This window comes from Streptomyces sp. L2, assembly GCF_004124325.1.
Classification (GTDB): Bacteria; Actinomycetota; Actinomycetes; order Streptomycetales; family Streptomycetaceae; genus Streptomyces.
On sequence record NZ_QBDT01000001.1, the window covers coordinates 1,274,368 to 1,297,865 of the forward strand.

Below are 23,498 nucleotides of genomic sequence, written 5' to 3' on the forward strand. Positions count from 1 at the left end.
GTTCAGCGCTGGTAGCGCGCGAGGACCAGATTGCCGTCCTTCTGCAGACGGTCGCGGAGACCGGCGAGGCCGATCGCTCCGCTGTAGTACTCCTGGAGGGCCGGGGTGGCGACCTTGTCCTTCCATTCCGGGTAGCCGCGCACCGACTGCGCGGGGGCCGGGCGCAGCGAGGCCGCCAGGGCGGTTCCGGTCGCCCAGCCGTTCGCGCCGGTGTGCAGGGCGGGGTCGGCCAGGGCGTCGGTGCCCGTCGGGAGCATCCAGTCGCCGAGGGCGAGGCGGACCATGTTCTTCGGGCGGAGCAGGAAGTCGAGGAAGGCGGCGGCCTCCTTCTTGTGGGGGCAGTCGGTGGCGATGGACAGGGTCTGCGGGCTGACGCCCTGGGTGAGACCGTCGGCGCCCGCGGGGGCGGGCAGCACCTCCCAGCGGAAGCCCTTGGGGGCCTGCTGCACGATCTGCTGGCGGTAGGAGAAGCCGAGCGGGACCATCGCGTACTTGCCGGCGAAGAAGCCGGGCAGGGTGTCCGAGCCGCCGCTGCCCAGGGTGGCGGCGGGGGTGCTGTGGTCGAGGGCCACCTGGTCGTGGACGGTGCGGGGGACGACCGCGTCTGCGGCCGTGAAGCGGACGTTGACCTTGCCGTCGGCGCCCCGGTGGAAGAGACGGCCCCCCGTGGAGAGGGCGAGGTTGAGGGTGGCCGAGACGGGTTCCTTCAGCGGCCAGGCCACCCCGTACCTGCCGTGGCCGCTGAGCTTCTTTGTGATCCGGCGGAACTCGGGCCAGCTCCAGGGGTGTTGCGGGGTCGGGATGCGGACGTGCGCGGCGCGGAGCCAGGTCGCGTTGGCGATCAGCACCCGGGGTTCCTGGAGGAACGGCACGCCGTAGATCCGGCCCTCGAAGGTCGCCGTGTCCCAACTGCGCCCCGGTATCCGCGCTCTGAGGCCGGGCGGCAGCAGGTGGGTGAGGTCGGCGAGGTAGCCGCCGTAGGCGAAGTCGGCCAGGTCGTCGGAGGCGTCGTGAATGATGTCGGGGGCCTCGCCGCCCTCGAAGGAGGTGAGGAGCTGGTCGTGGACGCTGTCCCAGCTTCCCTGCACGTACTCGACCCTGACATTCGGGTGGGTCGCGTTCCACTCCTTCACCAGCTGCTTGTTGGCGGCGACGGACTCCTGCTGCCAGGCCAGGGACTGGAAGCGCAGGGTGACGGTCCCGCCGTGCGCGCGGCCGCCCGAGGAGCAGCCCGCGAGCAGCAGCAGGAGTACGGCCACGACCGTGGTGATCCTCGTCCGCATCAGCTCTTCACCGCCCCGGTGAGCAGTCCACTGGTGATCCGCCGCTGGATGAGCGCGAAGACGAGGAGGGAAGGCAAGGTGGCGAGGGACGCGGCCGCGGCGAGCGGGCCGAGGTCGGCGACGCCCTCCGCGCCGATGAAGTGGGTGAGGACGACCGGCAGCGTCTGGTGCTCCGGTGTCTTCAGCAGCACGAGGGCGAAGAAGAACTCGTTCCACGCGGTGACGAACGCGAACAGCGCGGTCGCGGCGAGGCCCGGCGCGAGCAGGGGCGCCGTCACCGACACCAGCGTTCTGAGCCGTCCGGCGCCGTCGACGGCCGCCGCCTCCTCCAGCTCCACGGGCACCGCGCGGACGTAGCCGACGAGCATCCACAGCGCGAACGGCAGCGACCACACCACGTAGACCAGCACGAGTCCGGCCAGGGAGTCGATCAGCCGCAGGTTCTTCAGCACCAGGAACAGCGGGATGATCACCAGGACGAAGGGGAACGCCTGGCTGATCACGACCCATCCGGTGGCGGCGCGGGCGAGCGGGCCGCGGTGGCGTGCCATCACGTACGCCATCGGTGTGGCGAGCAGTACGGCGACGACGGCGGCGCCGAGCGCGACGAGCAGGGAGTTGAGGGCGGCGTGCAGCAGCGGCTGCTCGTCGAAGGCCTGCCGGAAGTTGCCCAGGGTGGGGTGGCGCGGGATCCAGGCCGGATGCAGACTGCCCAGCTCGCGCGGCGTCTTGAACGCGGTGGACAGCAGCCACAGGAACGGGAAGGCCAGGAAGACGAGGTAGGCGAGGAGGGCCGCGTACTGCCCGGCCCGGGCGGCGGTGCGACCGGCCGGGCTGGGCGTGGTGGCGGTCCTGGGCGTGCGGTGGTTCCTCATGTGTCGTCGCCTCCCCGCAGCCGGCCCGCCAGGAAGACGGCGAGCAGGATCGCGATCACCGCGACCATCACGCACCCCATCGCCGCCGCGTAGCCGAACTGGCCGTAACGGAAGGCCTCTTCGTAGGCGAACAGCATGGGCAGCCGGGTCTTTCCGCCGGGTCCGCCGTTCGTGAGCACGTACACGAGGGCGAAGGAGTTGACGTTCCAGATCAGGTTGAGCGCGGTGATGGCCAGGGCCACCGGTCTGAGCACGGGCCAGGTGACCGTGCGGAAGCGGCGCCAGGCGCCGGCACCGTCCACCGCGGCGGCCTCGTGCAGTTCGCGCGGGGTGTTCTGCAGGCCGGCGAGGAGGGCGACCGTGGTCTGCGGCAGGCCGGCCCAGACGCCGACGACGATGACGGCGGGCAGCGCGGTGCCCAGGCCGCTCAGCCAGTCCCGCCCGCCGCCGAGGCCCAGATGGCGCAGGGTCTCGTTGAGGACGCCGGCGTCTGGGTTGTAGACGACGCGCCACATGATGCCGACGACGACCTCGGGCATGGCCCAGGGGACGATCGCGAGGGCACGGGCGGCCCAGCGGAGCCGGAGGTCCTGGTCGAGCAGCAGGGCGAGGCCGAGCGCCAGCAGGAACTGGGGCAGGGTCACGCCAACCGCCCACACCAGGCCGATGCGGAACGACTCCCAGAAGAGCGTGTCGTGCAGCAGGTCCTGGAAGTTGAGGCCACCGATCCAGCGGGTGGCCGCGGTCCGGCCGGACTGTGCGTCGGTGAACGCCAGCAGCAGCCCGTACAGCAGGGGGCCCACGCTGAGCAGGAGGATCGGGATCAGCGCGGGCAGGACCAGGAACCAGGCGGCGCGGTCGGTGGCGGGACGGCCGGCCGGCCGTCTCGCCTCGGCCACTGATGTCATGGAATCAGCCCCTTTGCCGACTCGATTGGCATGGTCATGGTCGTGAAGGCGCCGTACCCCGTCAAGGGACCGCGCACACGGCCCCACCTGTGCGAATGGGAGACTGGCCGCACGGACCGGCCAGGGAACGGCCCCGACAGGAACGCCCGGGACAGAAACGGACCGGTCAGGAACGGACCGAACAGGTATGGGACGGGACAGGAGGCGGAGGCGCGGGATGGACGAGGCACGGGCGCGGGACGTACTGGCCGCGGCGAAGGTGCTGCCCGGGCCGGCCGGCGGCGCACGCCTCCTCGCCCTGGGCGAGAACGCGGTGTTCGCGGCCGGCGACCTGGTGGTCAAGGTGGGCCGCGACGCCGAGCTGCTGGACCGCGCCCGGCGCGAGCTGGACATCGCCGGCTGGCTCGCCGGGGCCGGCGTCCCGGCGGTGCGGGCGGCCGGGCCGGAGCCGCTGCTGGTGGCCGGTCACCCGGTGACGGTGTGGCACCGGCTGCCCGACCCCGTACGCCCCGCCGGGCCACGCGACCTCGCCGAACTGCTCCGCGTGGTCCACGCACTCCCCGCGCCCCCCTTCACCCTGCCGCCCCGGGACCTGCTGGGCGGCGTGGAACGCTGGCTGCGGCTGGCCGGCGACGCCATCGACGCCGAGGACGCGGCCTGCCTCCGGGCACGCCGGGACGGTTTCGCGGCCGCGGCGGCGGCGCTGACACCCCGTCTGACGCCGGGCCCGATCCACGGCGACGCCCTGCCCCGCAACGTCCATGTCGGCCCGGACGGCCCCGTCCTCGTCGACCTGGAGACCTTCTCCGCGGACCTGCGCGAACACGACCTGGTCGTGATGGCCCTCTCCCGGGACCGCTACGGCCTGCCCGCCGACGCCTACGACGCCTTCACCGGGGCCTACGGCTGGGACGTGCGCGACTGGGAGGGCTGCGCCGTCCTGCGGGGCGCCCGCGAGACGGCGAGCTGCGCCTGGGTCGCCCAGCACGCCCCGGCGAACCCCGCCGCCCTCACCGAGTTCCGCCGCCGGGTCGACTCCCTGCGGTCCGGGGACGAGACGGTGCGCTGGTATCCGTTCTGAGGGCATGTCCGAGGACTCGCCCGCACACGGGACGCCCGGCTACACCGGTCGCGCCTCAGCCGGCTCGCGCAGCGGCCACAGCCCCTCGACCACCGCGTCCGCGTTGCCCTTGCGGCGCAGGAACGCCTCGAAGTCCGCCGCCCACGCCGCGTACCACTCGATCTGGTGGCGGTGCAGCTCCGCCGGACCCAGGGCGGCGATCTTGGGGTGGCGGACGGCTATCGCCGAGGCGAGGCGGGCCGCGGCCAGGGCGTCGGACATCGCGTTGTGTGCCGCGTCGAGGACCACGCCGTACTCGCCGCAGACCGCTTCCAGGTTCCGCTTGCCGCGCCGGTAGCGGTCGACCGAGCGGTCGATGGTGTAGGGGTCGATGACGGGGGCGGGCAGGGCGCCGCCCAGCCGGTCCGCGAGGGACGGCAGGCCGTGCCGGCGCAGCTCGGCCGAGAGCAGGGTGAGGTCGAAGACCGCGTTGTAGGCGACGACCGGGACGCCCGTCTTCCAGTAGCCGGTCAGCGCCTCGGCGATGGCGTCCGCGACCTGGTCGGCCGGTCTGCCCTCGGCTGCCGCCCGCTCGCTGCTGATGCCGTGCACCGCGACCGCGTCGGCCGGGATCGGGACGCCCGGGTCCGCCAGCCATTCGCGGCGGCCCAGCGGCTCCCCGGCCCTGACCTCGATGACCGCGCCGGTGACGATGCGGGACTCGTGCGGGTCCGTCCCCGTCGTCTCCAGGTCGAAGCCGATCAGCAGTTCCCGGTGCCAGCCCATGGCTGTCCCCCCTTCTCGGTGGTGCTTCCCCCAGTGCTCCTCACCTTCGCACGAGGCACTGACAACGCGAGGACCGCGTGCCGCCGACCGGGTGGGACGGGTCAGGACACCGGGCGCGAATCCGCCCAGGCCAGCTCGAATTCCTCGCGGTATGTGGGGAAGAGGCCGGCTTCGCCCACCTCGTCCGACTTGACCACCCGGCTGCCGCCGCGCAGCACCAGCACGGGCGACTCCATGCCGCGGGCGCCGCGCAGGTAGGACTGGACCACCGCTATGCCGTCCGCGCCGTCGCCGTCCACCAGGTAGGCGCTGAAGCGCGGCGTCTCGTCGTAGACCTGGATCTCGAAGGCGCCCGGGTCGCGCAGCCGGGACCGGACCCGGCGCATGTGCAGGATGTTCATCTCGACCGACCTGCTCAGTTCGCCCCGCTTCATCCCGAGTTCGCGCTCGCGGCGCTTGACGGCGCTGGAGGCCGGGTTGAGGAAGAGCAGCCGCACCCGGCAGCCGGACTCGGCGAGGCGGACCAGGCGGCGGCCCGAGAAGTTCTGCACGAGCAGGTTGAGGCCGATGCCGATGGCGTCCAGCCGGCGGGCGCCGCCGAAGATGTCCTCGGCCGGGAACTGGCGCATCAGCCGCACCCGGTCGGGGTGGACGGCGACCACGTCCGCGTACCGCTCGCCGACCAGGTCCTCGACGGCGTCGACGGGCAGCCGGCGCGCGGAGGGCACGTCCCCGCCCGTGCCGAGCGTCTCCAGCAGCCGGGCGGAGGCCCGCTCGGCCTGGTGCAGCACCGCCTCGGACAGGGCCCGGTTGCGGGAGACGACGTTGCGGGTCACCTCCAGCTCGTCCAGGGCGAGTTCGACGTCCCGGCGGTCGTCGAAGTACGGCTCGAAGCAGGGCCAGTGCTGCACCATCAGCTCGCGCAGCTGCGGCAGCGTCAGGAAGCTGAGCACGTTGTCGTCGGCGGGGTCGAGCAGATAGCCCTTGCGGCGGCTGACCTCCCGGACGGCGACCGCCCGCTGCACCCACTCCTGCCCGGCGGGGCCGGCCGCGGCGACCACCCAGTCGGCGCCGTGCACGGGCTCGTAGACGGGGCGCAGCACGGCGGCGACGACCGCGCGCAGCCGCTGTTCGACGAGGTTCAGCCAGATGTAGGCCCGGCCCGCCCGCTGTGCGCGGGTGCGCACCTCCAGCCACGCGTCGGCGTCCCAGTCCAGTTCCGGCCCGATGGACCCGGCGTCCATCGGACGGGCCAGGGACACCGCGCCGGGCGGGACGTCTGTGGAGTTCCCCTCGTGACCCTCGTCACCAGGCGGCAGCTCCAGCCCTCCCGAGCCCACCCGTGCACCGCCTTCCGCCCCCCGGGCCTTCCCCGTCTCAACGATCAAGGAAGGGTACTCCGGGAGGGGTCGGCGGTGCAGCCGGATGGACAGGTCGGTTTCCCGGCTCTTTCGCTCAACTACGCGGCTGCCAATGGCCGTTCTGCCACGCCAGGGCGTCGGGAGTGAGCGGATTCATAGCCGTGACGTCGCGGGGTGCGACGGCGAAGCCCTGCCAGTGGATCGGCATGGGCTGCTGGTCCTCGTCCCGGGCGATGTGGTGGAAGCCGACGTTCATCCAGACCACCGGGTGAGCCAGGGTCTGCCCGTTGACCCATGTGTCGACGGACTTGCCCGCGCCGGCGGGGCAGTTGCCCGGATTGTTGCTGGCGAACCGTTCGCATGTGTTGTACTCGGTGAAGTAGAGATCGTGCCTGGTGAAGCCGCGGCCCGGGTACTTGGTGGTGGGTCCGGGGACGATCTCGTACGAGCGGGCGTGGCCGTCCTTGTTCTTGCCGGTCGCGCTGACGACGCGCCACCAGCGGTACGCCTTGTAGTCGCCGGCGAGTTCCTTGGTGACCTTGGTGCGGGTGGTCCGGGCGGTGGGCGCCGCCTGTCCGCGCGCGGGCGGGGTGACGGCCGAGTCGTACTGCTCGATCCTCGTCTTCGAGGAGCCGTCGAGGCCGAAGTCCAGTCGCCAGAACACGTTGTGGCTGTGGCTGGTGGCGTAGGCCTTGGCGCCCTTGCCGATGGGCCAGCCGCGGCCGTCGCCGGCGTCGTAGTCGCCGTAGGAGAGGCTGCCGGTGGCGCCGACGTTCATGTTGATCGTGCCGTCGTCCTGGAAGCGCCATTCGGTCATGTACTCGTACCAGCCGACCTGGTTGACGGTGTAGACGAGGAGGTCCTTGCCCTGCGCCTGGAAGATCTTGTTCGCGCTGTCGCCCTGCATGCGGTAGGCGTGGCCGCGTGAACGGGTGGTGGTGCACAGGCCCTTGACGTTCGGGTGGCGCGGGTCCCAGGCGTCGGGGACCTTGATGGTCCTGATCGTTCCGCCGGGGCATTCGCCGGGCGCGAGGTTGACCAGGCCCTGGGCGAAGCCGAAGCCGGTGAGGTCGTCGTACTCGACGCTGCCGTCGTCGTAGGGGACGTCGATCTGGGCGAGCCGGGCGCTGTTCAGCACCTTGATCGGCTTGCTCTCGCCCTTGGGCTGGTAGGACACGTCGTCCAGGACGAGTCCGGCCCCGCTGTCGTAGCGCCAGCACATCCGCCAGGTGGTGCCGCTCGAGAGTTTCTGCTCGATCTTGTAGGCGGTGCTGCACGGGGCGGCCGCCGCCGCGGGGGCGGCCTGGGGCCGGGCCGCGGCGGGGCCCGCTTGGACGGTGGCGCCGGCGGTCAGTGCGGCCACGCCGAGGCCGACGGCCGCACGCGTGCGTGCCCGGCCCATGGTGGTTGTGCGCATGACGAAGTCGCTCCCTCACGAAGGGGGGGTGGAAAACGGGATGGAGTGCGGGTGCCGGATACGGGCTGCGGCTCAGTGCCGGCCGAGTGCGACGACCTTGCGGGCGCTGAGGTCGACGATCAGCGACCGGGCGTCGATCCACGGGCCGTTGACGACCTTCGGGAACAGCCGTACGCAGCGGTGCTCGCCGCACTTGTCTAGCGCGGCGGGCCGGGCTCCGGGACTTGCCCGGTAGACCGCGCCGTTGAGCAGGAGCTGGCCGGGGGTGGTGAGTTCACGGCCGGTGGCGTCCCGGTAGTCGGCCTTCAGGCCGGCGCCCAGCGGGTCGGCGATCAGCAGCCGGGCCGCCTCGGCGTTCTCCGCGCGGCTCATCGGCGGCTGCACGCCGTGCTGGGTTCCCGTCCGGACGACCTTGCCGGTCGCCAGGTCGATCGTCTCGGTGACGAGGGTGTCGCTCCGGTAGTCGTAGAAGGTCGCGTCCGCCCGGCGTGGCGCGTCCGGATCGTCCAGCTCGCCGGCGTCCGGGTCGGCGAGGTCGACGGTGAGCCGCTGCGGGCCGCGGCCCCCGGCGACGTTCTCGCCGCCGGCCGGCGTGTGCCCGTTCAGCGCGATCCGCTCGACGCGCCGGATCTCGTCGTCGGTCAGCGGATCGCGCCCGGTGCCGTTCTTCCCCTCGGCCGGCGCCCGCTCCACGACACCCGGCCGTACCCCGTCCGCGCCCGGTCCCGGCTGCCGGGCGGCGGGCCCGGAGCCGGCGGTGCCCGCCGTGTCGTCCGCCCCCGCCGTGCCAGGCAGGGTGACGGCCGCCATCACCGCCGTCCCCGTCACCGCCAGGGCCGCGGCGGCCATCACCTTCCCCAGGTGACGGCGCACTGTCTCGCGCACTTCTTCCCCCTGCCCCCCGCGGTGTCACGGGAGTCCGTGTTCGCCCCACTGGTTCGGCGCGCTGCGGGTACCCGGCCCGCCGCGCGCGCTGGTCGGCCGGTAAGAGGGCGGTAAGTCAGGGGAGGTTCCGTCAGGTTCCGTCACTTTCGAAGGAGACTCGCGGCCAACACCGCCCCCGCGGGCGGCACACCTGGGAGAGTCGTGTCCATGCAGGTCTGGCCTGGAGAGGCGTATCCGCTCGGCGCCACCTATGACGGCGCCGGGACCAACTTCGCGGTCTTCACGGAGGCCGCGCACCGAGTAGAGCTGTGTCTGCTGCACGACGACGGCTCGGAGACGGCGGTGGAACTGCGCGAGAGCGACGCGTTCGTGCGGCACGCGTACCTGCCGGGCGTGATGCCGGGGCAGCGGTACGGGTTCCGGGCGCACGGCCCGTACGAGCCCGCGCGCGGGCTGCGCTGCAACTCGGCGAAGCTGCTGCTCGACCCGTACGCGAAGGCGGTCAGCGGGTCCGTGCGGTGGGGCGAGGAGGTGTACGGCTACCACTTCGGCGCCCCCGAGGAGCGCAACGACCTGGACTCGGCGCCGCACACCATGACCTCGGTGGTGATCAATCCGTACTTCGACTGGGGCGACGACCGGCCGCCGCGCACCGAGTACCACCACACGGTGATCTACGAGGCCCACGTCAAGGGCCTGACCATGCGTCACCCGGGGCTGCCGGAGGAGCTGCGCGGCACCTACGCGGGCCTCGCCCATCCGGTGATCATCGAACACTTGACCAAGCTCGGTGTGACGGCGCTGGAGCTGATGCCCGTACACCAGTTCGTGAACGACCACCGGCTGGTCGACATGGGCCTGAACAACTACTGGGGCTACAACACCATCGGCTTCTTCGCCCCGCACAACGCGTACGCCTCCTGGGGCGACCGCGGCCAGCAGGTCCTGGAGTTCAAGTCGGCGGTCCGGGCGCTGCACGAGGCCGGGATCGAGGTCATCCTCGACGTGGTCTACAACCACACGGCCGAGGGCAACCACCTGGGCCCGACCCTGTCGTTCAAGGGCCTGGACAACCCGTCGTACTACCGCCTCACCCACGACCCGCGCTACTACATGGACACCACGGGCACCGGGAACTCGCTGCTCATGCGGTCCCCGCACGTCCTGCAAATGATCATGGACTCGCTGCGGTACTGGGTCACCGAGATGCACGTGGACGGCTTCCGCTTCGACCTCGCGGCCACGCTGGCCCGGCAGTTCCACGAGGTGGACCGGCTTTCGTCGTTCTTCGACCTGGTGCAGCAGGACCCGGTGGTCTCCCAGGTGAAGCTGATCGCCGAGCCGTGGGACGTGGGCGAGGGCGGCTACCAGGTGGGCAACTTCCCGCCGCTGTGGACCGAGTGGAACGGCATGTACCGCGACACGGTGCGGGACCTGTGGCGGGGCGAGCCGCGTACGCTCGCCGAGTTCGCCTCCCGGCTGACCGGCTCCTCCGACCTGTACCAGGACGACGGGCGCCGTCCGCTGGCCTCCATCAACTTCGTGACCTGCCACGACGGGTTCACCCTGCACGACCTGGTGTCCTACAACCACAAGCACAACCGCGCCAACGGCGAGGACAACCGGGACGGCGAGGGCCACAACCGGTCCTGGAACTGCGGGGCGGAGGGCGACAGCGACGACCCGGCCGTACTGCGGCTGCGCGCCCGGCAGACGCGGAACTTCCTCGCCACCCTGATGCTGTCCCAGGGCGTGCCGATGATCAGCCACGGCGACGAGTTCGCCCGCACCCAGCGGGGCAACAACAACGCCTACTGCCAGGACAACGAGCTGTCCTGGCTCCAGTGGCCCGAGGAGGACACCGAGCTGCTGGAGTTCGTCCGGGCGATGGTGTGGCTGCGCCGGGACCACCCGGTGCTCAGGCGGCGCCGCTTCTTCCACGGCCGGCCGGTGGAGGGCACCCATGACGAGCTGTCCGACATCGCCTGGTTCACTCCCGAGGGCGAGGAGATGACCCAGCGGGACTGGGAGTCCGCTCCCGCCTCGGCGCTGGCGGTGTTCCTCAACGGCAACGCGATCTCCGAACCCGGCCCGCGCGGGGAGCGGATCGCCGACGACTCCTTCCTGCTGATGTTCAACGCCTCCCCGCAGGAGCTGGACTTCGTGGTGCCGGCCGACCACGGCCGGCAGTGGCAGGTGGTCGTCAACACCGCCCGGCCGGAGGGCGTGCCGCCGGGCGCGGGCCCGAAGGTCGCGGCCGGCGAACGGCTGACGCTGGTGGACCGCAGCCTGACGGTGCTGCAGCGGCCGGCGTGACGGCCGGCGGGCGGGGGCCGGCGGGAGGTCCTGTGGCCGGCGGTCGGCGTCACGCCCTGCGGCCGGCCGGCGGACGAGGCGACGGCTTGCGGCCGGGGGGCGCCTCCCGGCCGCCGGCTTCACCGGAATGGATGACACGAAAGGCGGCGAGCGGGGTACGTAGGGTTCCATGACCTCTGAGCGACCCGGACCGGGAGTGCCGACGGCCACCTACCGGCTGCAGCTCCAGCCCGCCTTCCCGTTCGCCGCCGCCGCGGCCGCCGTACCGTACCTGGCCTCGCTCGGCGTCTCCCACCTGCACCTCTCCCCCGTCCTGGAGGCGGTGCCGGGCTCGACCCACGGCTACGACGTCGTCGACCCCGCGCGCGTGCGGGCCGAACTGGGCGGTGAGGAGGGACTGCGCGCGCTGTCCCGCACGGCGCGGGAGCACGGCCTCGGCCTGGTTCTGGACATCGTGCCGAACCACATGGCCATGGCGCCCCGGCACAACCACGCCCTGTGGGAGGTGCTGCGCGAGGGCCCCGCCTCGCCGTACGCGCGCTGGTTCGACATCGACTGGGACGCGCAGGACGGCCGGATGCTGCTGCCGGTCCTCGGCGGTCCGGTCGGCACCCAGCTGGAGCACCTGACCGTCGACGGCGGGGTGCTGCGCTACTTCGGCCACGCCTTCCCCCTCCGCGAGGGCACCGAGGACCTGCCGCTGCCCCGGCTGCTGGACGCCCAGTGGTACCGGCCCGTGTGGTGGCGGCTGGCCCGCACCGAGCTGAACTACCGGCGCTTCTTCAGCATCTCCGAGCTGATCGGGGTGCGCGTGGAGGACCCCGAGGTGTTCGACGCCACGCACGCCACGGTCCTGCGGCTGCTGGACGAGGGCGTGGCCGACGGCCTGCGGATCGACCACCCGGACGGGCTCGCCGACCCCGACACCTACCTCGCGCGGCTGCACGAGGCCACGGGCGGGCGCTGGACGGTCGTGGAGAAGATCCTCGCCGACGGCGAGCACCTGCCCGCCTCCTGGCCCGTCGCCGGCACCACCGGCTACGACGCCCTGCGCCACGTCGACGGGCTTTTCACGGACGCCACCGGGGCGTACGAACTGCTCGGCCAGTACCGCAGGTTCGCGGCCCCGCAGACGGACCGGGGCGGCAACTGGGAGGCCACGGTGCGGCGCGCCGCCTACAAGGTGCTCACGCACGAGCTGGCCACCGAGACCGACCGGCTCACCCGGGTGGCCGCCCGGCTGTGCGCCGCCTCGCCCGACCTCGCGCTGCGCGACCGGGCGCCCTGGGCGCTGCGCACCGCCCTGGAGGAGCTGCTGGTACGGCTGCGGGTGTACCGGCCGTACGCCTCGCAGGACGTCTCCGCCGTCGTCACCGGGGAGGCCGCCGAGGAGGCCCGGCTGGCGTTCGTGGTGCCCGAGGAGGCGGAGGCCGTCGACGTCGTACGACGGCTGCTCGTCGAGCCGGCCGGTGACGCCTCGGCGCCGGACCACGCGGACCGGGTGGAGCTGCGGACCCGGTTCGCGCAGACCGCGTCGGCGCTGCGTGCCAAGTCGGTGGAGGACACGGCGTTCTACCGCTACGTGCCGCTGCTGTCGGCGACGGAGGTGGGCGGGGCGCCGGGCAGCCCGGGCGTGTCGCCGGACGACTTCCACGCCTACTGCGCGCGCGTGCAGCGCGACTGGCCGCTCACCGGGACGGTCGTGTCCACCCATGACACCAAGCGCAGCGCCGACGTGCGCGCGGCCCTGTCCGTGCTCACCGAGTGCCCCGGACGTTGGGCCGAGGTGCTCGCCGAGGTGACGGCGGCCGGGGACGGCGTCCCCGACGGGCAGCTGGCGTGGGCCGCCTGGCAGACGGTGTTCGGGCTCGGTGAGGCGGAGGAGGAGCGGGTCCAGGAGGCGCTGCTGAAGCACGCGCGCGAGGCGGGCCTCTACACCAGCTGGACGGAGCAGGAGCCGCCCTACGAGGAGGCGGTCGCGGCCTTCGTCGCGGCGGGGCCGTGCGGCGCGCCGGGCGAGCGGGTGGCAGCCCTCCGCAAGGCGTTGGAGCCGCACGTCCGGGCCAACGTCCTGGGCACCGCGCTGGTCCATCTGACGATGCCGGGCGTGCCGGACGTGTACCAGGGCACCGAGGGCGAGTACCGGGCGCTGGTGGACCCCGACAACCGGCGGCCGGTGGAGTTCCCGCCGTCGCTGCCCGGGGAGAAGGACGCGCTCACGGCGGCGGCCCTGCGGCTGCGCTCCCGCCGGCCCGGCGCCTTCGGTCCCTCGGCGACGTACGCCCCGCTGGCCGCGGAGGGCCGGGCGGCCGGGCACTGCCTGGCCTTCGCCCGGTCCGGTGAGGTGGTCACGGCGGCGACCCGGCTGTCGCTCCGGCTGGCGGACGCGGGCGGCTGGGACGAGACGCTGCTGCCCCTGCCGCCGGGCCGGTGGACGGACCTGCTCGCCCCGGACCGGCGGTTCACGGGGCACGCGCGCGTGGCCGACCTGTTCGCACACCTGCCGGTGGCGCTGCTGGAGCGGACGGAGGACTGACGCCACGGGGGCCAACTCCAGACAGGGCATGACGCTCCCGGGCGCCCCCGGAAGGCTTCCGGAGGCCGCCTGCCGAATGCTTGACAGTTCACGCGGGCCGTGCGGGACTGGGAGGGCGAAGCAGGGCAGACCAAACGGGGGGTGAGTCTCCTGCCGCGACTGCGCTACCCCACCGTTCCCGAACTGGTCGACTCCGCCCGCGCGCTGACCGCCCAGGAGCCCGGGCTGTGCGTCCTGCGGCCGGTGGGTTCCTCGCGGGCCGGCCGCCCCCTGCACCTGCTGTCCGTCGGACACGCGCGCCGCGCCGTGCTGGTGGTCGCCGGGGCCCACGCGAACGAGCCGACCGGTGGCTGCACGCTGCGGGTGCTGGCCGAACGCGTCCTCGCCGAGCGGGAGTTGCGTGCGGACACCTCCTGGCACTTCCTGCTGTGCGCGGACCCGGACGGGGCGAGCCTGCACGTGACCCCGGCGCCGCGCAGCCTGCTCGACTACCACCTCGGTTTCTACCGCCCGACCGGTTCGGAGCAGCCCGAGTGGTCGCCCTCGGTGCTGCCGCCGGACCGGCTGCCGCCGGAGACCCGGGCCCTGACCGGGGTGATCGACGAGCTGCGCCCCTACCTCCAGGTGACGCTGCACGGCACCGACCTGGGCGGCAGCTGGGTGCAGCTGACGAGGGACGTGCCGGGGCTCGCGGAGCCGTTCGCCAAGTCCGCGGCGCAGTTGCACATCCCGGTGGAGACCGGTGCCTCGGACGCGGCCGGGTGGCCCGCCAGTGGGCCCGGGGTGCATGTGATGCCGGGGCCGGAGTCGGGCGTGCCGTACCCGAGCATGCCGGACGACGCGCGGCACAGCACCTGGTACCACGCCCACCGGTACGGCGGTCTGACCGCGGTGGTGGAGGTGCCGATGTGGGCCAGCGACCTGGTGGACGACCCGGCCCCGCATCCGGCGCCCGAGGCGGCGATGCGGCGGCTGGCACGGCGGCTGCTGCGGGACTCGCTGGAGGTGGAGGCGGTGCTCGCCGAGGCGCTGCCGCGGCTGGACGGCGCGGACGGTCCGCTGCTGCGGGCCTCGCGGTGGGCGCTGGAGCTGATCCCGGGGCTCGCGGAGGACTGGAGCGGGCGGCCGCCGGCCGGGACGACGATGGCGTACGTCGGCAGCGTCGACGCGTTCGGGCGGCGGCTGCCGTTGCGGGCGGCGGCGATGCTGCTGCGGGTGCTGCGGGAGGTGGATGACCGGTCGGCGCCGCGTCTTGAGCGGCTCGTGGCCACGTGGTGCGAGGCGTACGCGGAGCGGTTCCGGGCGCGGTGGGTGCCGTTGGCGCATCAGGTGGAGCACCAGTCGCGCACGGTGCTGGTGGCGGCCCAGCAGGCCCGCGACCACGCGTCGTGAGCCGCCGGCACCCGGCGCCGTCTCCCAGGGGGCTCCGCCCACCGGACCCCCGGCCTCCGCCCACCCACCGCCCGACTCGGTGGGGCGAGAGGTGGACGAACAGCCGGCGACCCGGTGGGTCGAGAGATGGACGAACAGCCACCCCGACTCGGTGGGGCGACAGGTACGCGCACGGCCACCGACTCGGTGGGGCGACAGGTGCGCGCACGGCGTCCGACTCGGTGGGGCGAGAGGTGGACGAACAGCCCGCCCGACTCGGTCGGCCGGGAGGTGGACGCACGGCGTCCGGATCCGTCCGTCGAGAGGTGGGCGGACCGCGTGCGGGGCGGGGGCCGGGGGCGCGGGGTGGGTTCAGTCGGTCGGGGTGAAGATCGTGCCTGTTCGGGCGCTCATGACGCAGGGGTTGGCGAAGGTCTGCTGGTAGGTGATCGGGCGGCCGTTCCAGCGGCCGCGGGCCTGGGCGGTGACCGGGGCGTAGATCATGGGGCAGATGCCGTGCCGGACCGGGATGCTGCGGATGTTCCCGCCGGCGGCGGCGAGTTCGGCGCAGGCGTCGGCCTGGGCGTGGCCCTGGGGCGGGTCGCACAGCAGCAGGGTGCCGGGCGTGGCGGCGGTGGGGGCGGCGCCGTGGGTGACGGTGAGGTAGAGCCAGTTGCCGGGGCCGACGTCCTTGGGGGCGGCGTCGGCGGGGCCCGCGGTGAGGAGGCCGGTGGCCGCTGCCAGCAGGGCGCCGGCCGTGACTGTCGCTCGGATGAGATGCGTCATTCCCCGTGCATCGGCACGGCGGCCCGCGTTCCCCAGCCCGGCTCACCCGAACGAGAGCCCACGGGGGCCCGGCCGTGCGCCAGTTCGAACGCGTGCAGCACCACGCGCGCCTGGTACTCGGCCTGGCGGGCGACCGGGATCCAGCGGGCCCCGCAGTCGTCGCGGAACTCCGCGCACCACAGGTCGATGAGCCGGTCGAGGTCGGGCAGCACGCCGGCCGGGTCCCGGCCGGTGCCGCGCACGAGCCGGTGCAGCAGTCCGGCGGTGCGCAGGGCGAGGCGCCGCCCGGCGATGCGCAGGGCGGCCAGGTGGGCGCGGCTGAGCGGCGGCAGCGGGTGGGCCGTGCCGGTGTCGGTGCCGGGGTCCCAATCGTCGGCGAGGCCGGGGCAGACCAGCACGTAGTCGTCGACCGGCGCGAGCATCCGGGCGGCGTCGGGCGTGCCGTCGAGATGCGGCCGGATACGGGCCAGGATGCCGCCGAGAAGCCGGACGTCACGGCGCAGCGAACGGCTGACGGTCCGCAGCTCCGCGTCCCGGTCGGCGGGCGGTGCACCGTCCTCGACGCCCGTCGCACCCCACATGGGTGCCTCGACGACGGCCGTGACGGTGCCGTACCGGTGCGGATGGTACCACGTCGACTCTACGGCGGCCTCGGTGATGGCGGCGGCCAGGCCGCCGCGGCGGGGCGGCGGGATGCGGTAGACGGCGGGCGCCAGGGTGGGCCAGTACAGGGTGTCGTAGGCGCCGAGTTCACGGGGGACGCCCAGTTCGGCCGCGGTGCGGGCGAGGCGCCGGCCGAGGCCGGGCAGGTCGCGGGTCAGCTCGACGAAGCCGCCGCCGACGTCGACGCCGTGCAGCGAGCACTGCAGGACCGGGCGGAGTTCGTCCTGGAGGGCGAGCAGGGCGCGGGTCTCGGGCAGGGCGGCGGCGGCCGGGCCGTCGGGCAGCCATTCGGGCTGTTCGAGGAAGCCGGGCCGGAAGAAGTTCCGGAAGTAGTGCCCGAGGGTGTACGGCCCGGCCAGCCAGCCCTCGTTGCGGCGCGCGCCGTCGGGGTCGAGGCACAGCAGCAGGTTCCAGGTGGCGTCGGTGTCGTCGGTGAGCGCGGGATCGGCGAGGACGCGGGCGGCGAGGGTGAGGAGCGTGGCGCCGCCGACGGGTTCGTTGGCGTGCGGGCCGGCGACGACCAGGGTGTGGCGGTCGCCGTGACCGATGGAAAGCAGCCACATCGGTGTGCCGGCGCGGGAGGTGCCGACGCGGCGCAGCCGGGCGTCGCGGGGGTGGCGGGCGGCGAGGACGGAGGCGCGGGCGGCGAGTTCGCCGACGGACGGGTAGCGCTGGAGTGGCGGCAGGACACACCTCCACACTGTGGTGCCGTCGGTTCACCGGTTGCGCATGGTGTACGCACAGTCAGTCACGACTTGGGGGGTACGTCAACACCGTGGCGGACAAGAGGTTTTCGGCCACGCCGGCCGGACGGTGCGTCAGCTCGTGGCGAGCCGGAACGCCACCCGCCCGAAGGTCACCTGGTCGCCCTCGCGGACGACGACGGCGCCGGTCACCTGGCGTCCGTTGACGGTGGTGCCGTTGGTGGAGCCGAGGTCCCGCAGGATCCACAGGCCGCCCTGGCGGCGCAGTTCGGCGTGGACGCGGGAGACCGTCTCGTGGTTCAGGCGCAGCCCGCTGGCCGGATCCCGTCCGGTCAGGGCCCGGTGCGGCGAGTGGGGGCACCTCCCGGCCGAAGGCTGGGGGAGCGTGCATGGCGTCGCGGGGCAGGCGGGAATGTGACGACAGGGCCTGGGCGCGGCGCAGTCGTACGGTGAAGCCGGAGACGGCCTCGACGGTGCCGAGGACCGCGCGGGAGAAGCCGTTCTCGCGGGGCAGGTCGGCGGTGAGGGCGGCGAGTTCGTCGGCGCGGCGGGCGGCGAGGGCGAGTTCCATGCGGTGCAGGAAGGTGTCGTGGGAGAGGCGGCCCATGGCGACGCCGTCCCGCAGGGCCCGCAGCGCCTTGTCCCGTTCCGCGTCGGACAGCCGCGCGGGGTAGGTGGGGAACTCGAAGGACGACGTCACGCTGGAGATTGTCCGGTGCGGTGGCCCCCGGTGTCCAGACGACGCGGAAGCGGTGCCCACGCGCGTGGTGGGCCCGACACCTGCGGGGAAAGGGTGGTTTCGACGGCGGATCGATCTCGTTCGGGGCACGATGGGCGGGCGGGACATCACGGTGAGCAGACGAAGGGGAACCGTCCGTGCAGTTCGAGGTGTGGGCACCGCAGGCAGACCGAGTGACGCTCCAGTGCGACGGCGCGGCGCGCGCGCTGGAACGCGATCCGGAACGGGACGGCTGGTGGACCGGGGAGGCGGAGGCGGGGGACGGCTCGCGGTACGGGTTCGCGCTGGACGACGGCCCGGTGCTGCCCGATCCGCGCTCGCGGCGGCAGCCGGACGGCCCGGACGGGCTGAGCGCGGTCGTGGACCACGGGCGGTACGCGTGGCGTGCCGCGTGGGCGGGGCGCGGGCTGCCGGGCGCGGTGCTGTACGAGCTGCACGTGGGGACGTACACCCGGGAGGGCACCCTGGACGCGGCCGCCGCCCGGCTGGAGCACCTCGTGGAACTGGGCGTCACGCACGTCGAGTTGATGCCGCTGTGCCCGTTCCCGGGGCGGCACGGCTGGGGGTACGACGGGGTGTCGCCGTGGGCGGTGCACGAGCCGTACGGCGGCCCCGAGGCACTGAAACGGTTCGTCGACCGGGCGCACGAGCTGGGGCTGGCCGTCGTCCTGGACGTCGTGCACAACCATTTGGGCCCGTCGGGCAACTATCTGCCGCTGTTCGGCCCGTACTTCACGGACGCGTACCACACGCCGTGGGGTTCGGCGGTGAACCTGGACGGGGCCGGCTCGGACGAGGTGCGCGCCTTCCTGGTGGGCAGCGCGCTGGCGTGGCTGCGGGACTACCGGGTGGACGGGCTGCGCCTGGACGCGGTGCACGCGCTGTACGACACGCGCGCGTGCCACTTCCTGGAGGAGCTGTCGGCGGCCGTGGACGCGCTCACAGCGGAGCTGGGCCGGCCGCTGTTCCTGATCCCCGAGTCCGACCTGAACGACCCGCGTCTGATCACCCCGCGCGCGGAGCACGGCCTCGGGCTGCACGCGCAGTGGAACGACGACTTCCACCACGCCCTGCACACCGCGCTGACCGGCGAGTCGCAGGGCTACTACGCCGATTTCGCGCACGCCCCGCTGGCCGCGCTCGCCAAGACGCTCACCGGCGGGTACTTCCACGACGGCACGTACTCCAGTTTCCGGCGCCGTCACCACGGCCGGCCGCTGGACCGGGCGCGGGTGGCCGGGCACCGGCTGCTCGGCTACAGCCAGACCCACGACCAGGTCGGCAACCGCGCCCAGGGCGACCGGCTCGCCGCGCTCCTCTCCCCCGGTCTGCTGGCCTGCGCGGCCACGCTCGTGCTGGCCTCGCCGTTCACGCCGATGCTGTTCATGGGCGAGGAGTGGGCCGCGGGCACGCCCTGGCAGTACTTCACCGACCATCCGGACCCCGAACTGGCCGAGGCGGTACGGCGGGGCAGGCGCCGGGAGTTCGCGGCGCACGGCTGGGCCGAGGAGGACGTACCGGATCCGCAGGACCCGAAGACGCGGGAGCGGTCCTGCCTGGACTGGGCGGAGCAGGAGCGTGAGCCCCACGCGCGCGTGCTGGACTGGTACCGGCGGCTGATCGCGCTGCGCCACGAGCAGCCCGACCTCACCGATCCCGACCTCGCCGACACCAAGGTGGCCTACGACGAGGAGGCCCGCTGGCTGGCCTTCCGGCGCGGCGACGTCCGGGTGGCGGTGAACCTGGCCGGGGAGCCGGCGGCGATCCCGCTGGGCACGGGCCGCACGGAGATCCTCGCCGCATGGGACCCGGCGGCGACGGCCCCGGACGCCGACGGCCTGCTCCACCTCCCCGGCGAGTCCTGCGTGGTGCTGACCCAGCCGTAGGGGTCGGAGCGGCCGGGCGGCCGGGCCGCTTTCGGCACGCCCCGGCCGCCGGGCCGCCAGGACTCACACCATCGGCGGACCGCTGGGGCTCGCGCCAGCGCCGGGCCGCTGGGGCTCGCGCCATCGGCAGACCACCAGGGCTCGCGCCAGCGCCGGGCCGCCGGGGCTCGCGCCATCGGCGGACCACCGGGGCTCGCGCCATCGGCGGACCACCGGGGCTCGCGCCATCGGCGGACCACCGGGGCTCGCGCCATCGGCGGGCCTCCGGGGCTTGCTCGGCCGTGTCCTACTCCTCCTTGAGTTCGGTCACCCGTTCCAGCAGGATCGGCTCCCAGGCGCGGCGCAGCTGGCTGCGGAGCAGGGTGAGGGAGCCGGCGGTCCGGCCTTCGAGGTGGTCGGCGAGGCGCGTCACGGTGTCGCAGCGGGCGAGCCACAGGCCGCGCAGGCAGGGGCGGGCGCCGTAGCCGGCGAGGGTGGCGGCGCGGACGGCCGCCGGGGAGCCGACGGCGACGGCGAGGCCGGCGATGTCCTCGGCGGGGTCGCCGAGGGCGGCCTCGGTCCAGTCCAGGATGCCCCGCACCCGTCCGTCGGGGCTGACGACGACGTGGTCACCGGTGAGCCCGTGGTGGGTCAGCACCGCGGTGCCGGGCTGTGCGGCGAGCTGGGCGGCGCCGGGCGGGGTGAGCTGGAGCAGCCGGGCGGCGTCGAACTCGTCGGCCGCCGCGAGCCGCTGTGCCGCCTGCACCGCCATGCGGCGCAGCGCCTCCAGGGACCGGGGCGCGGAGCGCGGCACGCCGAGCGTCTCGGCCTGCCGTACGGGCACGGCGCGGACCCCGGTGAGGAGGCCCGCGAGGTCGGCCTCGCCGACGGCGGAGACGTCGTGCTCGTCGGCGGTGCCGCCGGGCAGCTTGGCGTCGAGCGTGTAGGCGAGGCCGGGCGCCCAGTCGCCGTGCGCCACGCTGGCCGGGACGGCGACCGGCAGGTGCGGGCGCACCAGGTCGCGCAGGCGCAGTTCGCGACGCCGGCGCAGGGTGGCCTCGCGGTCGGGGGCGAGACGCAGGACGTGGCGGGTGCCGACCCACCAGGTGTGCGTACGGCCCTCCGTGACGGGCCGGACGTCGGGTCCCCCGGCGCCGTCCGCGCTCTCCGGGAGCAGGGAACGGACCAGTCTGCGGACGGTGTCCGCGGTGGGTGTCGGTGGCTGGGTCATGGGTCGCGCGTCGCCGTTCCGGGATGTCGTCGAGGTCGTCGGGGATGTCTCTCCTGGGCCGTTCAGCCCACTATGACCATCTCACGGGTGGTGTTGTTCAGGCGCCGTCCGCCGTCCCCGGTCACCGTGACGATGTCCTCGATGCGCACCCCGAACCGGCCGGGGAGGTAGATGCCGGGCTCCACGGAGAAGCACATGCCGGGGACGAGGGGCTGCTCCTCCCCTTCGATCATGTACGGGGGCTCGTGCGTGGTGACGCCGATGCCGTGCCCGGTGCGGTGGATGAAGTACTCGCCGTATCCGGCGTCGGCGATGACCGCGCGGGCGGCCCGGTCGACGTCCTGGCAGGCCGCGCCGGGCCGTACGGCCCGGAAGCCGGCTTCCTGGGCGGCGCGGACGGTGTCGTGCACCCGGCGCTCCTCGTCGGTGGGCTCGCCGACGTGGACGGTGCGGGTGGTGTCGGAGCCGTAGCCGTCCTTGAGGCCGCCGAAGTCGAGGACGACCATGTCACCGTCCTGGATGACGCGGTCGCCGACCTCGTGGTGGGGGTTGGCGCCGTTCGGTCCGGAGCCGACGATGGTGAAGTCGACCTGGGAGTGGCCGAAGCGGCGCAGCAGGCCGGCGAGGTCCCGGCCGACGTCGGATTCGCGGCGGCCGGCGAACGGGACGTTCCTGATCTCCTCGAACGCGGCGTCGGCGGCGGCCCCGGCAGCGGCGAGGAGCTCCAGTTCGGCGGCGTCCTTGACGGCGCGCAGCATGGGCAGGGCGTCGGTGAGGGCGGCCCAGGTCGTGCCGGGCATGGTCCGCTGGAGGCCGAGGAGGTGCAGGGCCCAGGTGTTGTCACTGATGCCGAACCGGCCGTGGCCGTCGAGGAGGGCGGCGGTGACGGCGTAGGGGTCCTTGCCGTCGGTCCAGTCCCGCAGGGTGAGGGCGGGGGCGCCGGCCGCGTGCGCGGCGTCGGGGGCTTCGAGGGTGGGCACGACGAGGACGGGGTCGTGGCCGGGGGTGAGGACCAGCAGGGTGAGGCGTTCGGTGACGGCGGTGGGCGCGTACCCGGTCAGCCACACCAGGTCGGGGCCCGGTGCCACGAGGAGCCCGGCGAGCCCGGCCTCGGCGGCCGCGTGTGCGGCTCGCTCCATGCGGGCCCTGTAGTCGGCGGCGGTGAAGGGCGCGGGCGTACTACCGGTCATCCGGACCTCCGGGCGCGGGTGGGTGGACGGGCGAAGGAGTCCCGGGCAGCATCCTGCCCGGCCGGGGAGGGGGACGCGAGCGGGTTCCCGCGGTTGCGGTGCCGGCGGGGCGGGGCGGCGGGCCGGTCAGGTCAGGTCAGGTCAGGTGGCCACGGTGCGGTTGCTCTCGCACGGCGTTCGGTCAGGTCACCACGCCTGGGGTGGCCGTCAACTGCTGGTAGGCCCCGCTGTGGTGACGCACGGTGAGGGTCACCGGGGTGCCCGGGTGGGCGCGGGCGACGGCGCGGGCGAGGTCGGCGGCGCTGTCGACGCGGTGGGTGCCGAACTGCAGCAGGACGTCGCCGCGGACCAGGCCCGCGGTGTAGCCGGGGCCGGGCACGTGGACGCCGATCACCAGCGCGCCGGCCTTGTCGGCGTCGACGGCCTCCAGTCCAAGGGTCGCGGCCGTGACGCCCGGGCCGGTGGGCGCGGTGGCCGGGGCGGAGGGGGTGGCGTGGGCGGCGGGGGGAGGTGTGGCCTGACGGCGCAGGTCGGCGAGTTTGCCCAGGCCGATCACGGTGGCGCCGACGGTGCCGAGGCCGATCCCGCACAGCACGAGGACGGTGCCGACGAGCAGGCCGGACAGCAGGGTCCGCAGCCGCCGTCCGCGGCGGCGCGCGCCGTGCGGGCTCCGGGTGGTCCGGGACGGGTCGCCGTCCCGGCGCTCCTGGCCGGGCATGGGCTTGGGACGCAACGCAGTCTGTTCCATGGTTCGCTCGCCTCCGGCTGATGCTCTACCCGGGGCGCCCGGCACCGACGAGCCACGAACGAGTGAGACTGGCCGAAGGGTGGCGGAGGGTAGTCATGGCCGACCGGCTGCGGCCCCTCCGGTCAGTGTCCGGATCAGTTCCGCCGCCGCTCCCGCCGCTCCCGCCGGTGTCCCGGCGTGCACCAGTTCGGTGCGGTGGACGACGCGCGGGTGCGTCAGCGGGATCGCGGCCGTGCCGGGTACGCCCTCGCAGGCACGGCGGGGCAGCAGGGCGAGGCCGTGGCCGGCGGCGGTGAGCGCGGTGAGGGTGCGCAGGTCGGTGCCCTCGTAGCGCAGGGCGGGGCGGAAGGCGCCGCCGCCGTTGGCGGTACGCAGCTGGGCGAGCGGGAGGGCGGTGTCGGGCGCGTCGATCCACCGGGCGTCGGCGAGGTCGGCGAGGCGCAGGCCGGTGCGGCGGGCCAGCGGGTGGGTGGCGGGCAGCAGGACGGCCACGGCTTCCTCGGCGACACCGCGCGTGGTCAGCGGTGCCACGTCCGGCAGCCGGAGGGGGTCGCTGGGGGCGGCCAGTCCGTCGAGGAGTCCGAGGCCGGCGGTGCCGGTGGCGACGGCGGCCGGGATGTCCGCGCGGGCGAGGATCCGCAGGGTCAGCCCGGCGGCGGGGAGCGCGTCGAGGGGGCCGGGACCGAGGGCGGTCGGTGTGGTGGCGAGGGTGAGTCCGTGGGCAGGTGCGGCGGCCATGCGGAGCACGTCGGCGCGGGCCGCGTCCAGGCGCCT

The 23,498-nt window shown here is 74.1% G+C and carries 17 protein-coding genes and 2 pseudogenes; 5 read left to right on the plus strand and 14 right to left on the minus strand.

The features are described 5' to 3' along the window. Window positions 1-2 precede the first annotated feature (2 nt). Genes DBP14_RS05475 through DBP14_RS05485 form a run of 3 tightly spaced genes read right to left on the minus strand, consistent with a single transcriptional unit; the run spans window position 3 to window position 3,066 of the window. Window positions 3-1,283, minus strand: coding sequence for a sugar ABC transporter substrate-binding protein (locus DBP14_RS05475; protein ID WP_129305906.1), 1,281 nt, complete (start codon window positions 1,281-1,283; stop codon window positions 3-5). Next, window positions 1,283-2,158 (minus strand): carbohydrate ABC transporter permease, encoded by an 876-nt coding sequence (locus DBP14_RS05480; protein WP_129305907.1) that lies wholly within the window; start codon window positions 2,156-2,158, stop codon window positions 1,283-1,285. The genes DBP14_RS05475 and DBP14_RS05480 overlap by 1 nt, the downstream gene beginning before the upstream one ends. Beyond that, on the minus strand, window positions 2,155-3,066 hold the full coding sequence (locus tag DBP14_RS05485; RefSeq protein ID WP_129305908.1) for a sugar ABC transporter permease: 912 nt from the start codon (window positions 3,064-3,066) through the stop codon (window positions 2,155-2,157). Before DBP14_RS05485 ends, DBP14_RS05480 begins: the two co-directional genes overlap by 4 nt. 217 nt (window positions 3,067-3,283) lie before the next feature. Here DBP14_RS05485 and DBP14_RS05490 point away from each other — a divergent pair, with 217 nt between their 5' ends. Further along, window positions 3,284-4,147 (plus strand): aminoglycoside phosphotransferase family protein, encoded by an 864-nt coding sequence (locus DBP14_RS05490; RefSeq protein ID WP_129305909.1) that lies wholly within the window; start codon window positions 3,284-3,286, stop codon window positions 4,145-4,147. A gap of 39 nt (window positions 4,148-4,186) precedes the next feature. On the opposite strand, the gene DBP14_RS05495 is transcribed toward DBP14_RS05490, so the two are convergent. The 4 genes from DBP14_RS05495 to DBP14_RS05510 all read right to left on the minus strand — a co-directional run bounded on the left by DBP14_RS05495 (window position 4,187) and on the right by DBP14_RS05510 (window position 8,575). Then, entirely contained in the window at window positions 4,187-4,912 is a 726-nt protein-coding gene (locus DBP14_RS05495; RefSeq protein WP_129305910.1) for a 3'-5' exonuclease, read from the minus strand. Between the two features lie 101 nt (window positions 4,913-5,013). Continuing rightward, complete coding sequence (locus DBP14_RS05500) at window positions 5,014-6,252, minus strand: SAV2148 family HEPN domain-containing protein (protein WP_129305911.1); 1,239 nt, start codon at window positions 6,250-6,252, stop codon at window positions 5,014-5,016. Between the two features lie 115 nt (window positions 6,253-6,367). Then, entirely contained in the window at window positions 6,368-7,690 is a 1,323-nt protein-coding gene (locus tag DBP14_RS05505) for a copper amine oxidase (protein WP_129305912.1), read from the minus strand. Between the two features lie 72 nt (window positions 7,691-7,762). After that, complete coding sequence (locus DBP14_RS05510) at window positions 7,763-8,575, minus strand: Tat pathway signal sequence domain protein (protein ID WP_129305913.1); 813 nt, start codon at window positions 8,573-8,575, stop codon at window positions 7,763-7,765. A gap of 207 nt (window positions 8,576-8,782) precedes the next feature. Here DBP14_RS05510 and glgX point away from each other — a divergent pair, with 207 nt between their 5' ends. The 3 genes from glgX to DBP14_RS05530 all read left to right on the plus strand — a co-directional run bounded on the left by glgX (window position 8,783) and on the right by DBP14_RS05530 (window position 14,819). Then, window positions 8,783-10,891 carry a glycogen debranching protein GlgX gene (gene glgX, locus DBP14_RS05520; RefSeq protein WP_129305914.1) on the plus strand — a complete coding sequence of 703 codons (2,109 nt, stop codon included), beginning with the start codon at window positions 8,783-8,785 and terminating at the stop codon, window positions 10,889-10,891. A 169-nt stretch (window positions 10,892-11,060) separates the two neighbouring features. Then, entirely contained in the window at window positions 11,061-13,427 is a 2,367-nt protein-coding gene (gene treY / locus DBP14_RS05525) for a malto-oligosyltrehalose synthase (RefSeq protein ID WP_241740816.1), read from the plus strand. Between the two features lie 141 nt (window positions 13,428-13,568). Beyond that, window positions 13,569-14,819 (plus strand): M14 family zinc carboxypeptidase, encoded by a 1,251-nt coding sequence (locus tag DBP14_RS05530; RefSeq protein ID WP_129305915.1) that lies wholly within the window; start codon window positions 13,569-13,571, stop codon window positions 14,817-14,819. A gap of 351 nt (window positions 14,820-15,170) precedes the next feature. Here DBP14_RS05530 and DBP14_RS05535 read toward each other — a convergent pair whose 3' ends face one another. From DBP14_RS05535 to DBP14_RS05545, 3 genes and pseudogenes are all read right to left on the minus strand, one after another. Continuing rightward, entirely contained in the window at window positions 15,171-15,584 is a 414-nt protein-coding gene (locus tag DBP14_RS05535; RefSeq protein ID WP_129305916.1) for an SSI family serine proteinase inhibitor, read from the minus strand. Further along, complete coding sequence (locus DBP14_RS05540; protein WP_129305917.1) at window positions 15,581-16,948, minus strand: M14 family zinc carboxypeptidase; 1,368 nt, start codon at window positions 16,946-16,948, stop codon at window positions 15,581-15,583. Before DBP14_RS05540 ends, DBP14_RS05535 begins: the two co-directional genes overlap by 4 nt. Window positions 16,949-17,065: 117 nt before the next feature. Beyond that, window positions 17,066-17,651: pseudogene (locus tag DBP14_RS05545) on the minus strand (DUF1707 and FHA domain-containing protein). 176 nt (window positions 17,652-17,827) lie between these two features. On the opposite strand from DBP14_RS05545, the gene treZ reads away from it, so the two are divergent. Then, the gene (gene treZ / locus DBP14_RS05550; protein ID WP_129305918.1) at window positions 17,828-19,576 is read left to right on the plus strand and encodes a malto-oligosyltrehalose trehalohydrolase; all 1,749 of its coding nucleotides are present in this window, start codon (window positions 17,828-17,830) and stop codon (window positions 19,574-19,576) included. Between the two features lie 286 nt (window positions 19,577-19,862). Here the strand turns inward: treZ and DBP14_RS05555 are convergent, their stop codons facing one another. From DBP14_RS05555 to DBP14_RS05570, 4 genes and pseudogenes are all read right to left on the minus strand, one after another. Beyond that, a complete protein-coding gene (locus tag DBP14_RS05555) occupies window positions 19,863-20,786 on the minus strand; it encodes an aminoglycoside phosphotransferase family protein (RefSeq protein ID WP_129305919.1) in 924 nt (307 codons plus the stop codon). 62 nt (window positions 20,787-20,848) lie between these two features. Then, on the minus strand, window positions 20,849-21,976 hold the full coding sequence (locus DBP14_RS05560) for an aminopeptidase P family protein (RefSeq protein ID WP_129305920.1): 1,128 nt from the start codon (window positions 21,974-21,976) through the stop codon (window positions 20,849-20,851). Between the two features lie 181 nt (window positions 21,977-22,157). Then, entirely contained in the window at window positions 22,158-22,724 is a 567-nt protein-coding gene (locus DBP14_RS05565) for a PDZ domain-containing protein (RefSeq protein ID WP_129305921.1), read from the minus strand. A gap of 93 nt (window positions 22,725-22,817) precedes the next feature. Continuing rightward, a pseudogene (locus DBP14_RS05570) lies at window positions 22,818-23,495 on the minus strand (LysR substrate-binding domain-containing protein); the annotation flags it as partial. Window positions 23,496-23,498: the final 3 nt, after the last annotated feature.

Coding starts and splice junctions, on each gene's coding strand:
- DBP14_RS05475 (WP_129305906.1), bottom strand. CDS start 1,283: ATGCGGACGAGGATCACCACGGTCGTGGCCGTACTCCTGCTGCTGCTC.
- DBP14_RS05480 (WP_129305907.1), bottom strand. CDS start 2,158: ATGAGGAACCACCGCACGCCCAGGACCGCCACCACGCCCAGCCCGGCC.
- DBP14_RS05485 (WP_129305908.1), bottom strand. CDS start 3,066: ATGACATCAGTGGCCGAGGCGAGACGGCCGGCCGGCCGTCCCGCCACC.
- DBP14_RS05490 (WP_129305909.1), top strand. CDS start 3,284: ATGGACGAGGCACGGGCGCGGGACGTACTGGCCGCGGCGAAGGTGCTG.
- DBP14_RS05495 (WP_129305910.1), bottom strand. CDS start 4,912: ATGGGCTGGCACCGGGAACTGCTGATCGGCTTCGACCTGGAGACGACG.
- DBP14_RS05505 (WP_129305912.1), bottom strand. CDS start 7,690: ATGCGCACAACCACCATGGGCCGGGCACGCACGCGTGCGGCCGTCGGC.
- glgX (WP_129305914.1), top strand. CDS start 8,783: ATGCAGGTCTGGCCTGGAGAGGCGTATCCGCTCGGCGCCACCTATGAC.
- treY (WP_241740816.1), top strand. CDS start 11,061: ATGACCTCTGAGCGACCCGGACCGGGAGTGCCGACGGCCACCTACCGG.
- DBP14_RS05535 (WP_129305916.1), bottom strand. CDS start 15,584: ATGACGCATCTCATCCGAGCGACAGTCACGGCCGGCGCCCTGCTGGCA.
- DBP14_RS05555 (WP_129305919.1), bottom strand. CDS start 20,786: ATGACCCAGCCACCGACACCCACCGCGGACACCGTCCGCAGACTGGTC.
- DBP14_RS05560 (WP_129305920.1), bottom strand. CDS start 21,976: ATGACCGGTAGTACGCCCGCGCCCTTCACCGCCGCCGACTACAGGGCC.
- DBP14_RS05565 (WP_129305921.1), bottom strand. CDS start 22,724: ATGGAACAGACTGCGTTGCGTCCCAAGCCCATGCCCGGCCAGGAGCGC.